General features: G+C 75.2%; 12 protein-coding genes. 2 read left to right on the top strand and 10 right to left on the bottom strand.

The features are described from left to right. Window positions 1–30: 30 nt before the first annotated feature. The 5 genes from ABD54_RS20725 to ABD54_RS20745 all read right to left on the bottom strand — a co-directional run bounded on the left by ABD54_RS20725 (window position 31) and on the right by ABD54_RS20745 (window position 6,581). Entirely contained in the window at window positions 31–1,122 is a 1,092-nt protein-coding gene (locus ABD54_RS20725; RefSeq protein WP_047871185.1) for a branched-chain amino acid ABC transporter permease, read from the bottom strand. Window positions 1,123–1,124: 2 nt separating this feature from the next. Further along, complete coding sequence (locus ABD54_RS20730; RefSeq protein ID WP_047871186.1) at window positions 1,125–1,976, bottom strand: branched-chain amino acid ABC transporter permease; 852 nt, start codon at window positions 1,974–1,976, stop codon at window positions 1,125–1,127. A 12-nt stretch (window positions 1,977–1,988) separates the two neighbouring features. Further along, on the bottom strand, window positions 1,989–2,708 hold the full coding sequence (locus ABD54_RS20735) for an ABC transporter ATP-binding protein (RefSeq protein WP_047871187.1): 720 nt from the start codon (window positions 2,706–2,708) through the stop codon (window positions 1,989–1,991). After that, window positions 2,705–3,613 carry an ABC transporter ATP-binding protein gene (locus tag ABD54_RS20740; RefSeq protein WP_047871188.1) on the bottom strand — a complete coding sequence of 303 codons (909 nt, stop codon included), beginning with the start codon at window positions 3,611–3,613 and terminating at the stop codon, window positions 2,705–2,707. Before ABD54_RS20740 ends, ABD54_RS20735 begins: the two co-directional genes overlap by 4 nt. A gap of 85 nt (window positions 3,614–3,698) precedes the next feature. Next, complete coding sequence (locus ABD54_RS20745) at window positions 3,699–6,581, bottom strand: LuxR family transcriptional regulator (RefSeq protein WP_047871189.1); 2,883 nt, start codon at window positions 6,579–6,581, stop codon at window positions 3,699–3,701. Between the two features lie 385 nt (window positions 6,582–6,966). Between ABD54_RS20745 and ABD54_RS20750 the strand changes: the two genes are divergently transcribed. Further along, window positions 6,967–8,139: a glutamate--cysteine ligase gene (locus ABD54_RS20750; RefSeq protein WP_047871190.1), complete on the top strand. Its 1,173-nt coding sequence runs from the start codon at window positions 6,967–6,969 to the stop codon at window positions 8,137–8,139. Between the two features lie 190 nt (window positions 8,140–8,329). Here ABD54_RS20750 and ABD54_RS20755 read toward each other — a convergent pair whose 3' ends face one another. Next, complete coding sequence (locus ABD54_RS20755) at window positions 8,330–9,394, bottom strand: carbohydrate kinase (RefSeq protein ID WP_082166925.1); 1,065 nt, start codon at window positions 9,392–9,394, stop codon at window positions 8,330–8,332. After that, window positions 9,391–10,674, bottom strand: a complete 1,284-nt coding sequence (locus ABD54_RS20760; RefSeq protein WP_047871191.1) for an AGE family epimerase/isomerase — start codon at window positions 10,672–10,674, stop codon at window positions 9,391–9,393. Before ABD54_RS20760 ends, ABD54_RS20755 begins: the two co-directional genes overlap by 4 nt. Before the next feature lie 274 nt (window positions 10,675–10,948). Here ABD54_RS20760 and ABD54_RS20765 point away from each other — a divergent pair, with 274 nt between their 5' ends. Continuing rightward, a complete protein-coding gene (locus tag ABD54_RS20765; protein WP_047871192.1) occupies window positions 10,949–11,788 on the top strand; it encodes an SDR family oxidoreductase in 840 nt (279 codons plus the stop codon). A 9-nt stretch (window positions 11,789–11,797) separates the two neighbouring features. Here ABD54_RS20765 and ABD54_RS20770 read toward each other — a convergent pair whose 3' ends face one another. The 3 genes from ABD54_RS20770 to nadE all read right to left on the bottom strand — a co-directional run bounded on the left by ABD54_RS20770 (window position 11,798) and on the right by nadE (window position 15,460). Then, window positions 11,798–12,658, bottom strand: coding sequence for an alpha/beta fold hydrolase (locus ABD54_RS20770; protein WP_047871193.1), 861 nt, complete (start codon window positions 12,656–12,658; stop codon window positions 11,798–11,800). Between the two features lie 54 nt (window positions 12,659–12,712). Further along, window positions 12,713–14,041: an acyltransferase gene (locus ABD54_RS20775; RefSeq protein WP_047871194.1), complete on the bottom strand. Its 1,329-nt coding sequence runs from the start codon at window positions 14,039–14,041 to the stop codon at window positions 12,713–12,715. Window positions 14,042–14,629: 588 nt separating this feature from the next. Further along, window positions 14,630–15,460, bottom strand: coding sequence for an ammonia-dependent NAD(+) synthetase (gene nadE / locus ABD54_RS20780; protein ID WP_047871195.1), 831 nt, complete (start codon window positions 15,458–15,460; stop codon window positions 14,630–14,632). Window positions 15,461–15,579 lie beyond the last annotated feature (119 nt).

Below are 15,579 nucleotides of genomic sequence, written 5' to 3' on the forward strand. Positions count from 1 at the left end.
GTGCCGGGCGGGCGGGCGCACCGGCGTCGGCTAGCGGGGTCCGGACCCGGCGGGTCCGAGGCGTACGGTCAGGCGCTGGAGCGCGCCGTGGATTCCCAGGGGCCAGAAGCGCAGGACGAGGATGAGGACGACGCCGAAGAACACGATCGGGAGGTTGTTCTCCGCGTCGCGGCTCAGGCCCAGGTTCCCGGCCAGGTCTGAGGCCCAGACCTCCAGGTAGACGACGGCGACCGCGGCCCACAGCGCGCCCCACAGGCTGCCGATGCCGCCCAGGACGAGGGCCGCGAGCAGGGTCAGCGACAGCGCGAGGGTGAAGGTGCTGGGCGTCGCGGTACCGAGCACGTAGGCCTGGAGGCCGCCCGCGAGGCCGCCCGCCGCCGAGGCGATGACGAACGCGACCACCTTCGTCGCGCCGACCGGGATCCCGGCCATGGCGGCCGCGGTCTCGTCGTCGCGGATGGCCCGCATGCGGCGGCCCAGGCGGCCGGTGGAGACGGTGGCCAGCACGGCCAGGCCGAGCACCACGGCGGTCCACACGACCAGGGCCTTCCACTCGCTGTCGGTGACCAGGCCCTGGAGGAGTGGCGGCGCGCCCGCCGTGCGGATGTTGAGGCCGTTGCTGCCGCCGAGGACCTCGTGGTAGCGGTGGGTCAGCCCGGGCAGGCCGACGGCGAGGATGAGGGTGGCCCCCGCCAGGTAGGGGCCGTGCAGGCGTGCCGTGGCGGCGCCGACGGCGATCCCGGCGACGGCGGAGACCCCCACGATGAGCAGCAGGTTCACCGCCAGGGGGAGCATGGGCTGGTACAGGACCAGCAGCGCCATCGTGTAGGCGCCGATCATCATGAAGGCGCCGTGTCCGAGGGACACCTGGCCGCTGCCGCCGACGAGCAGTTGCAGCCCGGCGACGGCCAGCATGGTGTAGCCGACGGCGGCCGCGCGCAGCGCGGTGAGGTCTCCGGTGGCCAGCAGCAGCGCGGTGACGGCGGCGAGGCCGAGCGCGGCCAGGAGCAGGTGGCGCAGCGGCGCGGGCAGGGCGCGCCACCGGCCGCCGGGGGCGGCGGACGGGTTCGCGGTGCGGGGCGCGGTGGCGCGCTGCGCGCGCTGCCGGGTGGGTGAGGGCATCGCTACACCTTTCGCGCGGCCGGGCGGGACAGGATGCCGTCGGGGCGAACGCTCAGTACCGCGACGACGATGACGAGGGCGGCGAGGGTGGCCAGTTCGGGCCCGGCGTAGCCGGACACGTAGGACGTCCCGAGGCCGATGAGCATCCCCCCGAGGACGGCGCCGAACGGGTTTTCCAGGCCGCCGATGACGGCGGCGGTGATGCCGTAGACGAACACGGCGTCGAACACGTTCGGGGAGATGAACGGCGGTCCGGCGAGCATGCCCGCCAGTGCGCCGATGAAGGAGGCGATCGCCCACCCCGCGGTGAGCATCAGGCCCACCCGCACGCCGCTGAGCCGGGCGGCCTCGGGGTGGAAGGCGGCGGCGCGCATGCGCAGGCCCAGCGGAGTGAACCGGTACAGGGCGAACAGCAGCAGCGCGACGGCCCCGACCGACACCAGGGCGAACACGTCGGCGGGCGAGAAGCGGCCCACGTAGCTGAACGCGTAGCCGAAACCGTGCTGCTCGTTGCCCCAGACCGTTCCGACCAGACCCTGGACGACCAGGAGGAGGCCGAGGGTGACGATGATGGCGTTGAGCTGGGAGGCGCGGGCGATGGGCCGGATGACGAACCGCTCGACCAGCGCGCCCGCGGCCGGGCCCGCCGTGAGCGCGGCGGCGAGGCCGAGCCAGTACGAACCGGTGAGCTGGGTGACGGTGTAGGCCGTGTAGACCGCGACCAGGGCGAGCGCGGGCTGGGCGAAGTTCACCAGGCGGGTGGCCTGGTAGATGATCACCAGGGACAGCGCCAGCGCCGCGTAGGCCGCCCCGGAGGCCAGCCCGTTGAGGGTCAGGTTGATGAAGTGGGTCATGCGGGGACTCCTCTAGAAGCCCAGGTAGGCGTGGCGCGTGCGGTCGTCGGAGAGCAGGTCGGCGGAGGCGCCCCCGACCGCGACGCGCCCCTGGTTGAGGACGAACCCGGTCTCGGTGACCGACAGCGCCCCGGCCGCGTTCTGCTCGACCAGGACGACGGTGAGCCCGGTGCGGTCGCGCAGGTCGCGCAGGAGGGTGAAGATCTGCCCGGTGACCAGGGGCGCCAGGCCCAGGGAGGGCTCGTCCAGCAGCAGGACCCGGGGCCTGGCCATGAGGGCGCGGCCGATGGCGAGCATCTGGCGCTCGCCCCCGGAGAGGGTGCTGGCGGGTCTGCCGCGCCGTTCGGCCAGGGGCGGGAAGAGCTCCAGGACCTCGCCCATGGCGGACTCGCGGCGGCGGTCGGAGCGCCACAGCCCGCCCAGGCGCAGGTTCTCCTCCACGGTGAGCTCGATGATGACGCCGCCGCCCTCGGGGACGTGGGCGAGGCCGCGGGTGATGACCTTCTCGGCGGGCAGGCGGGTGATGTCCTCGCCGTCGAGCAGGACGCGCCCGGAGGCGGCCGGGTGGAGGCCGGTGAGGGTGCGCAGCAGGGTGGTCTTGCCCGCGCCGTTGGCGCCGAGGACGGCGCACACGCCCTTGGCGGGGACGGTGAGGGACACGCGGTCCAGGGCGCGGACGGCTCCGTAGGAGGCGCTGAGCTCCTCGACGGACAGCAGGGGCGGGGCGGTCATCGGGCGGCTCCGTTCGCGTCGCCGGGACCGGCGTCGGGGGTGTCGGTGGAGTCGGCGGTGTCCCGGGCCGGGGTTCCCGTGTCCCGGCCGGATGCGTCCGCTGGGGTTGCCGCGTTCCTGGCGGGCGCGTCCGCTGGGGTGCCGAGGTAGGCCTGGGCGACGAGGGGGTCGGCCTGGACCTCGGCGGGGGTGCCGGTGGAGACGACCCGGCCGAAGTTCAGCACGACGATGTGGTCGCAGACCCTCATGACCAGGTCCATGTGGTGCTCGACGAGGACGACGGCCATGTCCCGGCTGAAGCCGCGGATCCGGTCGGCGAGGGCGTCGATCTGCGCCCCCGACAGTCCGCTGGCGGGTTCGTCGAGCAGGAGGAGTTCGGGTTCGCCCACGCAGGCGCGTGCGAGGGCGACCTGCTTCTGCACGCCGTAGGGCAGGGTGGCGGGCAGCCGGTGGGCGTGCTCGGCGACCCCGAAGCGCTCCAGGGCGGACAGTGCGCGCCCGCGCAGCTCCCGTTCGTCGCGGTGGTGCCGTCCCATTCCGGTGAGCAGTGAGAACGGGCCTCCGGAGGCGAGGCGGTCGGCCCCGGCGACGACGTTGTCCAGGACCGTCATCATCGGGAAGAGGTTGAGGCCCTGGAAGGTCCGGGCGATGCCCGCGCGGGCGAGGTGGTGGGGGCGGCGGCCGGGCGGCGGGGCGCCCTTCCAGGTGATGGTCCCGGCGGTGGGGCGCAGGACGCCGGAGAGGACGTTGAACAGGGTGGTCTTGCCCGCTCCGTTGGGGCCGATGAGGCCGACCACGGTCCCGGGCGCGACCCGGAGTCCGACGTCGTCGAGCGCGGTGAGGCCCCCGAAGCGCACGGTCACCCCGTCAGCGCTCAGGAGGTGCTCCGCTGCGGTCGTCGTCATTGGCTGCCTTTCTCTTCGACGGAGGCGTACCGACCAGTTGGTATGAAGGGGGTGTCCGGTGGCGCCTCGGCCGTCGGCCAGGGGGTCAGTTGAACAGGCGGGCCAGGTCCACGCGGGACCTGATGTTGAGCTTGCGGAAGATGCCGCGCAGGTGGTGCTCGACCGTGCGCGGGCTGATGAACATGTGGGCTGCCACCTCGCGGTTGGTGGCCCCTTCGGCGACCAGCCGGGCGATCTGCTGCTGCTGGGCGGTCAGTTCGCTGGTGGAGACGGGGTCGGGACCGCGTTCGGCGGTCCCGATCGCGCGCAGCTCGGCGCGGGTCTGGCGCACCCACAGCCGCGCCCCGAAGCGCTCGAACGACTCCAGCGCGTTGTACAGGTGCTCGCGGGCCCGGCCGGGCAGGCGGGCCCGGCGCAGGTGGGCGCCGAACAGCAGCTGGGTGCGCGCGTGCTCGACGTCGTCGTCGCCGCAGGCCCGGTGCAGGGCCAGCGCGTTCTCGAAGTGGTCGCAGGCCTCGTCGCCCGCGGCCAGCAGACCCGAGCCCCGGGCGGCCAGGGCCAGCGTGCTCGGGCTGCCCACCGACTCGGCCCAGCGACGGTACCCGGCCAGGGAGGTGCGCGCCCACCCGGTCTCGCCCATGCGGGTGGCCGCCTCCACGAAGTGCGGGGCGGTGAGCAGCCGCATGGTGGGGTGGCCGTGCCCGGGGGCGGCGTGGACCAGGGCGCGCAGCCGGAAGAACGCCTCCGCGGCGTTGCCCCGGGACAGCTCCAGGACGGCCAGCGCCCACGCCGACAGGGCGGCGGCCAGGCCGAGGCTGTTCTCCCCCGCCTGGGCGGCGACCGCGCGGGCCCGGATACGGCAGGTGTCCACGTCGCCCTGGATGGCGGCGATCATCGCCAGGGACGCCAGGTGCTGGGTGGCCCACACGGTCTGACCGGTCTCCCGGGAGACCCGCAGGCCGGTCAGGGCGGTCCCGGCGGCCGAGGGGAAGCGTCCGCTCCAGAACTCGGAGAAGACCAGGAAGCCCAGCGCGGCGGGCAGGGTGGCCCGCTCGCCCCGCAGGCGGCCGATCTCGGCGGCGCGCGAGGTGGCCGACCGCACGAACGGCGCGTCGCCCAGGCGCAGACCGCTGACGCCCGCCCAGACCAGCTCGGAGGGCTTGGCGATCGCGGCCAGCCCGGTGGCCTCGCGCAGCAGCGGGGTGGAGCCGGGGTAGTCGCCGCGGAAGGACACCGCGCAGCCCTCCAGGAAGGACCCGACCATGCGCATCGGTGCCGGGTCGTCCGGGCGGACCAGGGGCAGGGCCAGCTCGGCGGCCCGGCCGTGGCGGACGGCGTCCCCTGCCAGGGAGGCGGCGTCGGCCGAGCGCACGAGGGCGCGCAGGGCCAGGGAGCGGTCGTGGGGAATGAGTTCGCGGCCGACGGTGAGCAGGCGTTCGGCGACGTCCATGGCGTTCTCGCCGCGCATGGCGATCTGGGCGTCGATGAGGTCGGCGGTCGCCCGCCGCCGGTCCGACACGGCCAGGGGCCGCGCCCGCGCGAGCAGCCGGGTGGCGCGCGCCGAACTCCCGGCCATGTATGCCTCGTAGGAGGCCGTGTTCAGTCGGCAGGCGCGTTCGTCGGGGTCGGGGCACAGGTCGGCGGCGCGCTCGTAGGCGTGGGAGGCGGCGAGGCGGCCCTCGATCCTCTTGACGCGCCGGGCGGCGGCGGTCGCGGCTTCGGCGAGTCCGGCGTCGGGCGCGTCGGCCCCCGCGGCGGTGTGGCGGACGAACTCCGCGGGCGAGGTTCCGGGGTCGCAGGCGCGGGCCAGGGCCCGGTGCGCGGCGCGCAGCCGCCCGGCGGGGGCGTCCTGGGCGATGGCCTCGCGCGTCAGGGGGTCGGCGAAGACGACCGTGTCGCCCTCCACCCGCACGAGGCCCCGCTCCTCGGCGGGTTCGAGGTCGGTGACGGTCGGTCCGGGGCCGGTGGCGTTCGATCCGGTTTCCCCGCAGGCCTCCAGCAGCCGGTGGACGCGGGGCTCGTCGCCGAGGGCGGCGAGCAGCAGCAGGTGGCGGGCCCGTTCGGGGAGGCCCCGGCAGGGGGCGAGGAGGCCGGCGCGCAGGCGGCCGGGCAGGCGCGGCGGGTCGGGGAGGGGCTCCTCGCCCAGGAGCTGGGCCCGGGACAGCCCCCGCAGGAGGCCGAGGACGGCGGCGGGGTTTCCGTGGGCGGCGCGGACCAGGGCGGAGCGCACGGCGGAGGCCGGGGTGACCGGCGCCCTGTCGGTGAGGATGTCGTGGAGCGCCCGCTCCTCCAGGGGCGCGAGCGGTAGTTCGGCGACACCGGGGACGAGGGCGTCGGGAGGGGGTTCGGCGTCGGTCTCGGAAGCCCGGGCCCCGGCGGGCTTGCCCCGGCCCTCGCGCGCGGCGAGGACGGCGGCGACGGGGGTTCCGGCGAGGCGCCTGGCGACGAAGGCCAGAGCGTCCAGGGAGGGCGGGTCGAGCCGGTCGGCGTCGTCCACGCACAGCAGGAGGGGGCGGTCGGCCGCGGCGAGGGAGAGCAGGTCGACCAGGCCGGTGTAGAGGGCGAGCCGGTCGGCGTCGGCGACCGCTCCCCGGGTCAGGGCGTCGCGGAGGAGGTCGCGCAGGGGCTCGGGAAGGCGCTCGGTCTCCCGTGCGAGGGGGCGCAGGAGGCGTTGGAGTCCGGCGAGGGGCAGGGCCGCCTCGTCGGCGACGCCGTCCGCGCGGAGCACGGTGAAACCACCTGCGGACCCGCTCAGGTGCTCCAGGAGCGCCGTCTTGCCGCGCCCGGGACCTCCGGAGAGGAGCAGGGAGGCGCCCCGTCCGGACCTCGCGTCGTCCAGGGCGTCGGAGAGGGCCCGCTGCTCCGTGTCGCGACCTCGGAGGCGGGCGACGGGGGGTCGTGTGTTCCTGCCAGCCACGTGCACACATTCGCACAGCGGGCCCCCGTCGCGGCAGGTGCGGGCGACCACACTGGTCGTTTCACCGATGCTCGCCCGGAGTCGCACGCGGCGTGCGGGACGGGCCGGGGCAGGGGTGCTCACGGTGCCCGCGGGACGGGTGCGCGGGCGGGGCACGGCGGTGCCCACCTGGGTTTCCACGGCCGGGGAAAGTGACGGTGCTCACTCCGGGGAGGGGGCCCGGCGCCGCCCCGGCGCCCGCACCGGCCGGGAGCAGGGTTATCAAGCCGTAACGTGCGCGCAACGACACACCCGCGACACCGACAAACAGGACAAAAGATCACATGGATAGCTTTTTATCTTCTTCAGGACACTGTCGCGACCGCCCCCGACGGGGATATCCAGTCCGGGACGCCCCGTGAGGGAACGCCCCTACGGCAGGGAGGGACCGACGCCCATGGAGGACCGCTCCGCGGCAGCACACGACACTCGGCGGCCGGCGGCCACCGGAGCCCGCGACGGGAACCGCACCGCGCCCCCGACCTTCGGTGTCGAGGAGGAGTTCTTCGTCGTCGACCCCGGCACCCGTCTCATCCTGTCCCGGGCACCCGAGGTGCTCGCCAACACCCGCGTCCTGCGCGACCACCTGTGCGGCGAGTTCTCCCGCGCGCAGGTGGAGGCCAACAGCCCCGTGTGCGACGACGCGGGCGAGGCCCTGCGCTTCCTGCGCGCGGCGCGCGGGGAGCTGGACCGCGCCGCGGGCGCGGCCGGGCTCGCCGTCGTCGCCTCCGGCACCGCCGTCCTGGGCGATCCGGCCTCGGTGGGGACCAGCGAGGGGCCCCGCTACACCGACATCGCCGCGCACTTCGGCGCGCTGCGCGAGTCGCACGTGGTGTGCGGCTGCCACGTGCACGTGGGCGTCCCCGACCGGGAGACGGCCGTGTCGGTCGGCAACCACCTGCGCCGGTGGCTGCCGTTCCTGGTGGCGCTGTCGGCGAACTCCCCGTTCCACGCCGGACGCGACACCGGCTACTCCAGCTGGCGCACGGTCGCCTGGAACCGGCTGCCCTCGGCCGGTCCTCCCCCGCTCCTGCGCTCCCTGGCCGAGCACGAGCAGACCGTGCGGGCGCTCTCCGACGCCGGGGCGATCCTGGACCGGCGGATGGTCTACTGGGACGTGCGCCTCTCGGACCACCTGCCCACGCTGGAGATCCGGGTGAGCGACGTGGCCGCCACCGCCGAGGAGGCGCTGCTGCTGGCCCTGCTGGTCCGCGGCCTGACGGGTCGAGCGCTCACCGACGTGCGCTACGGGATACCCGCGCCGGGCATCCCCGACCAGGCGGTGCGGGCCGCCGTGTGGCGGGCCGCCCGGGACGGGTTGGAGGGCGTGGTGCCCGACCCGCTGACGGGTGAGGCGCTGCCCGGGCACGCGGCCGCCGAACGGCTGCTGCACGCCGCGCTGCCCGGGCTGCTGGCCAACGGCGACGCCGACCTGGCCTCCTCGCTGCTCTGCCGGGTGCGCGCGGCCGGGAGCGGGGCGGCCCGCCAGCGCGCGGTGTACGCCCGGCGGGGCAGCTTCGCCGACGTGGTGGACCACCTCGTGGTCCAGACCAGGGAGGGCCTCGGCTGAGGCGGGCGGGCCGCTGCCGTCCACAGGGGCTACCGCCCGCCCCGGATCCGCGGTTGGCTGGACACGGAGGGCCCCGGGTTCCTCCCGCGTCGTGCTGCCCGCATCCGGCCACCGCCTGACCCAGGCGTCCGCCTCCGGGGCCACCGCCTCGACCCGGTACTACCGTCCGGCCCCGGCCACCGCCCCGGGGCTAACGCAGGGCCGGCTCCTCCGGGCTTCCCGGCCCCCCGGGGCTCCCGTCCACACCCGCCACCTCGGCCATGGTGGGCGGGTTCGCCCCCTCCCGGGTCACGGTGACGGCGGCGACCGAGACCGCGAACCCCAGCAGGTCCGCCAGGTCCGCCCCGTCCAGTCCGGCGAGGCGGGCCCGCGGGTCCTCCCCCAGACGGTCGTGGCGGTCCAGCCAGTTCAGCAGTGCGCCCATGAAGGAGTCGCCCGCGCCCACGGTGTCGGCCACCTCGGTCCTCGGCGCGGCCACCGCCACCTCCTCGCCCCGGCAGACCGCCAGGGCCCCCTCAGCGCCCCTGGTCACCACCACCAGCGCCGGACCCAGCGCGGCGACGGCGTGGGCCGCCCGGTCCGGGGGCAGGTCCGGGTACAGGAACGCCAGGTCCTCGTCGCTCGCCTTCACAAGGTGCGCCTGCGCGGCGTGCCGCAGGGCCAGCGCCCGCGCGGCGACGGGGTCGCCGATGACGTCGTGTCGGATGTTGGGGTCCAGGGTGAGCGTCACCCGCCCCCGCTGGTGCTCGCGGCGCAGCATCGCCTCGATCAGGGTGGCGCCGGGCTCGCGGAACAGCGCTATCGAAGCGGCGTGCAGCGCGCGGACCCCCGGTTCCAGCTCCTCGGGCAGCTCCCCCGCGCGCCAGCGCCAGTCGGCGGCGTCGTCCATGCGGAAGTCGTAGCGGGCCGACCCGTCCTGGCCGAGCGTGGCCAGGGCCAGCGCCGTCGGCTCCCGGGCCGGGAGCAGTCCCGCCGGGTCCAGCCCCTCCCCGAGCAGGCGCTCGCGGATCAGCTCGCCGAAACCGTCCGCGCCGATCCGCGCGAGCAGCCGGGTGGGGGTGCCCAGCCGGGCCGCCGCCACCGCCGTGTTGGCCGGACCGCCGCCGGGCGCCGCTTTGAGCACGTCGGGGCCGTGGGAGGTGGGCAGCAGGTCCATGACGTTCTCGCCCACCACGACGAGGCGGGGGGAGGACCCGGCCCACGCGGTCCCTCCGGCCGGGACGCCCTGCGCGTCCCCTGCGTTGTCGGTGGTCACGCGTTTCCTCCGGGGTTCTGGTCGGTGCCGGGCAGGAGGGCGGCCGCGATGGAGGCCGACAGCCCGACCTGGGGCAGGAGTGCCGCCTGGTAGGCGTGGTAGACGTCCGGCTTGCCCGGCCACACGCTCGCGGCCGGACGGTTGTCCGGGTCCAGCTCGTGGTGCCAGCTACCGCGCTCGCGGTCCAGGTGGTACCGGTCGGCGTAGGCCCACCAGCGTTCGTACAGGTCGGTGTAGGAGGCCCCGCCCGTGCGCTCCCCCAACGCCCAGGCGGCCATGGCGGCCTCGGCCGTCACCCAGTGCATGCGCTCGCGCACGACCGGCCGGTCCTGCCAGTCGAGGGTGTAGACGAACCCGTCGGCGCCGTCCACGGCCCAGCCGCGCCGGACCGCGTGGTCGAACAGCGCCTCGGCGTCGGTGCGCAGCCACGCGGGGGCGGGGTCGCCCGCACGGCTGAGCGCGACCTCCAGGTGGACCAGCAGGCGCGCCCATTCGAGCAGGTGCCCGGTGGTGCTCCCGAAGGGGCGGAAGGGGTGGTCGGGCTGGTCCCGGTTGTAGTCCGGTAGGGGCTTCCAGTCGGGGGTGAAGTGCTCGGGCAGGCGCCAGTCGTGCTCGGCGGCCACTCCGTGGATCAGGCGCTCGGCGACGGAGAGCGCGCGGCGGGCCCACACGGCGTCGCCGGTGGCGTCGGCCGCGGCCAGGAACGCCTCCACGGCGTGCATGTTGCTGTTGGCGCCCCGGTAGTCCTCGGTGGCGGTCCACCCGCTGTCCCAGCTCTCGCGCAGGGCGCCCGCGGACTCCTCCCAGAAGCGCTCCTCGACGACCCGCAGCGCGTCGTCGAGGAGCTCACGCGCTCCCGGGCGACCGGCGAGGGCGGCGCTGGAGGCGGCCAGGACCACGAACGCGTGCTCGTAGGCCGACTTGCGCGGAAGCTCATGGGAGCGCTCCCGGGAAGAGTCCCCGGCGGTGTCGTCCGGCACCCGGTCGAACCAGCCGCCGTTGCGGGCGTCGCGCAGGGGGCCCGTCGCCAGTGCCGCCACACCGTGGTCGGCCAGCCGCCCCGCGTCGGCCTCCCCCCGCAGGTGGGCCAGGGAGAACACGTGCGTCATCCGCGCTGTGATCCAGGCGGCGGCGGGCCGGTCCCGCTCCACACGCCCGTCCGCGTCGAGCCAGCCGAAGCCGTCGGACACGGCGGATCCCGCGGCGAAGCCGTACAGCCGCCGCTCCTCCTCGCGCAGCCACTCGGGCAGGCCCGGGGCCGATCGTGTCGATGGTGTCAATCCACTGCCTCCTCAAGGCGTCGGTGAGCGGGTCCACGGTATCCCGCGAACTCGACACCGCGGTAGACCGGGGAGCCCGGTCAACAGAACACACCATCATTCCCGGGACAGTACATTCCGGACACGCGGTTCCGGAGGGGAGGTCGAAAACCGGGTGCGCCGTCCCACCCCTTCTGCCAGAGTCGCCCCGGCGCCGCGCACCGCGGCTCCCGGGATCGCCCGGACCCCCGGCGCGGCGGACTCCCGCCCGTCCACGGCAGAAGGCAGGCCCGCCATGACCCACTCGGCTTCCTCCCCCGAACGCTCCGACCGGGACTCCCTGTCCCGCGACCCCCTGCCCCTGAGCGGCAGGACAGCCCTGGTCACCGGTGCGAGCAGGCGCGGCGGCATCGGCTACGCCGTGGCCCGCCGCCTCGCGGCGTACGGCGCCTCGGTGATGGTCCACCACCACCAGCCGCACGACGCGGAGCTGCCCTGGGGCAGCGACGACCTCACCGCCGTGCTCGACGGCGTGCGCGCGGTGCTCGGCGACCCCGCCGCCCGCGTGGCCGACGTCGGCGCGGACATGGCCGCCCCCGACGCGCCCGGGCGGGTGGTGGAGGCGACCGCGGCCGAGTTCGGGCACCTGGACGTCCTGGTGGCCAACCACGCGCGCAACGGCGGCGACGCGTCGCTGGCCGAGGTGACCCCGGAGATGCTCGACGGGCACTGGGCGGTCGACGCCCGCGCGCCGATCCTGCTCGCCCAGGCCTTCGCGGCGCGGCACGACGGGCGCCCCGGAGGCCGGGTGCTGTTCCTGACCTCCGGGCAGATCCGCGGGGCGATGCCCGGCGAGGTGGCGTACGCGTCGGCCAAAGCGGTCCTGGCCCAGATCACCCCGACCCTCGCCGCCGAGCTGGGCCCGCGCGGCATCACCGTGAACGCCGTCGACCCCGGCCCGGTGCAGACCGGCTACATCGACGAGGAGCTGATGCACCGCATCCTGCCCGCCTTCCCGGCCGGGCGGGTGGGCGTGCCCGACGACCCGGCCAGGCTGCTGGCCTGGCTGACCACCGACGAGGCCTCGTGGGTGACCGGCCAGGTGATCAGCGCCGACGGCGGTTTCAGCTGCTAGGAACCGGACTCAGTCCTGGGGACCGGGTCCCGTCACGCACCCGGCCGCGTTGCGCGCGGCGGCCTTGGCGCTGCCCAGGTCCGCGGCGCGGCAGGTCCACCGGACGTGCTCGGCCGCCGTGACCGGGTCGTCGGCCATCGGGATGTGCCCGCTGCCGATCAGCGAGACCATGCGCGCGTTGGGCACCCGGTGGTGGGCGTGCGCGGCGCTGGACGGCAGCAGTGTCCGGTCGCGGTCGCCCCAGGCGATGGTGACCGGGCACTCGATCGGCCGCGCCGTGAAGACGTACTCGGCGATGCGCGGCACGAGCCGGATGTAGGGCGAGCCCTTCCGGAGGCCCCGGACGCTGAACCGGGTCGCCTTGGCCGCGGGCGACGAGGGGTCGCCGCGCAGCGCGATCCGCGCGGCCGTCCTGGCCGGGGCGGTGTTGGCCAGGCGCTCCTTGACCCGCATCGGGACGTGCGTGGCCAGGCGGGAGAGCGCGCCGACCCCGCGTATCGCGCACCGGGCGAGCCTGTCGGAGAACCCCGCCGGGGAGAACACCGTCACCGACGCGGCCAGGCCCCGGACCCCGAGTTCGAGGGCGACCGAACCGCCGAGCGAGTTGCCCGCCAGGTGCGGGCGCTCCAGCCCGTGCAGGCGGCAGAACTCCTGGATGTCGTCGGTCAGGGTGAGGACGTCGTAGGGCTCGTCCGGGCCGGGCCCCGGCGAGGCGCCGAACCCCGGCAGGTCCACGCAGATGACGCGGTAGTCGGCGGAGAGCCGCCGCATCAGGGCGGTCCAGCTCTGGCGGCGGTCCCCGAGTCCGTGGAGGAGGACCAAGGGGCGGCCGCTCCCCCGTTCTTCGAAGGCGATACGTGTCGGGTCCATGTACTTCGGTCTACCCGATACGGGGAGCGGTAGCGCCCCTGACCCGCGGGGCGGTCAGCCCCTCCGGGGAGCCCGCGTCAGGAACACGCCCGAGAGCACCGCGAGCAGTCCGAGCACCGGGCCCGCGCCGATTCCCAGGCCGGACACCGTCAGCAGCAGCATCCCGCCGCCGACCAGCGCCGCGGCGGCCAGGACGCGGATCATGCCCGGGGAACCGCTCAGCGCCTTCGGCGGGTTCTCGAACCGCACCGCCCAGTGCGCCAGCGGCACGATCAGGGGCACCAGGACCACCAGCCCCAGCGCGCCCCACAGCACCCACAGGCCCGTCAGCGGCTCGGGGGTGTCGATCCCCAGGCCGAACACCAGCACGCCCGCCACCACGCTGAGCGGCAGCATGTGCCACAGGTAGACCGTCATCAGCTGCGGGCAGATCCGGTCCAGCAGACGCGCCGGACCCGGGCGCTCCGACCAGGCGCTGATCCGCTCGCGCAGCAGCACCGCGACGCCGATCTGCAGCGCGCCCATGGCGGCGAGCACCAGGGTGGGCGGGGACACGTTGGAGGACTCCGTGGCGAACACGCCCGTCATGTTGAGCGAGTAGGGGCCGAACGTCGTCAGGGCCAGCGCGGCGGCCGCGCCGCCCGCCACCATCCCCGCGGCGTAGCGCAGGCGGATCGTCCCCGTCGCGTAGCGGAACCCCAACTGGTGCACGCCCAGCCACACGAAGGCCACGTTGAGGTAGCCGACCCAGTCCGCGCCGGTCGAGAAGCGGGTCAGGTCCACGGCCGCGGCGGCGGCCAGCAGGGCGATCGGAACCCACCAGCCGAAGAGCTCCTGGGCCCGCACCAGCAGCGGGGTGGACACGACCACCAGGACGTACACGGCGAGGAACCACAGCACCATGCCCGCGGCCTCGGCGCCCACCAGGACAGCCTGGGCCGGCGCGCCGCCCAGGATCAGCAGGTGGGAGGCGACGATCCACAGGGCCGCCAGCGGCACCACCGGCCAGGCGAGTCTGCGCAGTCTGCGCGCGAACCAGTCCGACGCGGACATGCCCCGGCCCGAGGCCGAGCGCCAGCTGATGAGGTTGGCCGCGCCCCCGACGAAGAAGATGAGCGGCATGACCTGGACGACCCACGTCAGCACGAAGCCGCCCTCGGTGGACAGGACGCTGCCCGCCTCGAAGGACCCGGGTTCGTGGACCAGGACCGGCAGCCACCAGTGCTGCATGACCACCAGAGCCATCACGAAGAGCCGGATGACGTCCAGGAACCTGTCACGGCCCGCCCCGGGCCGCGGTGTCCGCGGAGAGGGCAGGAGTGCTGTGCCGGAGGCGTACGCCGACGACGAGCCCCCGCCTTCGTTCTCGACGGTCACGGTCATCGGTCGCTCCTTGGTCTACCCCGTACGCGTGTGCGTCCCCGGACGCGATGGTGCGCGGGGGCCGTGTGGCCGGGATCAGGGGGTGGCGACGCGTTCTCGAACGCGCCCGGTGGCGTGGCCGCGTCGGCTCAACTGTCGGCGACGCGTGGTAACGAGAGTAGGTCGGGCCGGGTGGTGGCCGCGATGGATCTGACGCCCCTCTCCGAGGGGCGGTTGCCCGACCGTGGAAGGTGGTGCCTGCACCACCGCGCGTCGGGACGCGGCGGATCGGGGACCGTTCTCCCCCGGGCGGAGGGCGCTGACGCGCCGAACGTGCTCCGGGAAGTCCGGGAGAGTTCCCGCACACGGTACCCCGCGAGACGGCGTGCACGAAACCCTTGGGGAAGGTCCGCGTGCGGAGACGGAACCGCTGTCCGGGGCGGTCGGGCCGTGCGACAGCGGCGTGAGGCCCCCGGGCGTGTACGGAAACGGCGGCGGAACGGAGGGGCTCACCGGGTCGCCGCCCGGCCTCGCTACGCGCGGCGGGCCCCGGCCCCGGCCGCCGGTGTCGGCCGTGGGAGCGGGACCCGCCGGTTCGCCGTGCTGGCGTCAGGGGGCGGTGGGCAGCGCGCGCTTGTGGGCGGTGGCGCGGTACCGGTCGACCAGCGCGGTCTCCACGTGCGCGGGCACCGGCAGGCCCTCCAGGAAGTCGTCGATCTGGTCGTAGGTCAGGCCGAGGGCCTCCTCGTCCGGCTTCTGCGGGGAGAGCGTCTCCAGGTCGGCGGTGGGCACCTTGCGCACCAGGTCCTCCGGAGCGCCCAGCTCGGCGGCGACCGCGCGCACCCGGCGCTTGGTCAGACCGGTCAGCGGCACGAGGTCGGCCCCGCCGTCGCCGTACTTGGTGAAGAACCCGGTGACCGCCTCGGCGGCGTGGTCGGTGCCGACCACCAGCCCGCGCAGGCCGCCCGCGACCGCGTACTGGGCGATCATCCGCTGCCGCGCCTTGACGTTGCCGAGGACGAAGTCCGCCGAGGACTCGCTGGCGTAGGCCATCCCGGCGGCGGCCAGGGAGTCGGCCATGGCGTCGCTGGCGGGCCGGACGTCGACGGTGAGGCAGCGCTCGGGGGCCGTGAACGCGACGGAGCGGGCCGCGTCCTCCTCGTCCTTCTGCTCGCCGTAGGGCAGGCGCATGGCGACGTACTCGCACTCGTGGCCGTTCTCGCGGGCCCGGTCCACCGCCAGGCGGCACAGGCGTCCGGCGGTGAGCGAGTCCACACCCCCGCTGATGCCCAGGACCAGCGCGGTGGAGCCGGTGCTGATCAGCCGCTCGGCGAGGAAGGCCACACGGCGTTCGATCTCGACGCGCGCGTCGAAGCGCTCGGGCACTGCGAGGTCGCGGATGATCTCGCGACGGTCCTGGCTCAGCTCGGTGTCGGTCACTGCGGTCCCCCGTGGGTGTGGTGCGTGTGCCCGCCGATTATCGCCTGTCCCGCGTTCGGGGACGAGTCCGGGGAGCGGCTCGGACCGGAGGGGTCGGCGGAGGGGGCGCGGCCTCGGGA

Source organism: Nocardiopsis sp. RV163 (assembly GCF_001029525.1).
Classification (GTDB): Bacteria; Actinomycetota; Actinomycetes; order Streptosporangiales; family Streptosporangiaceae; genus Nocardiopsis; species Nocardiopsis dassonvillei.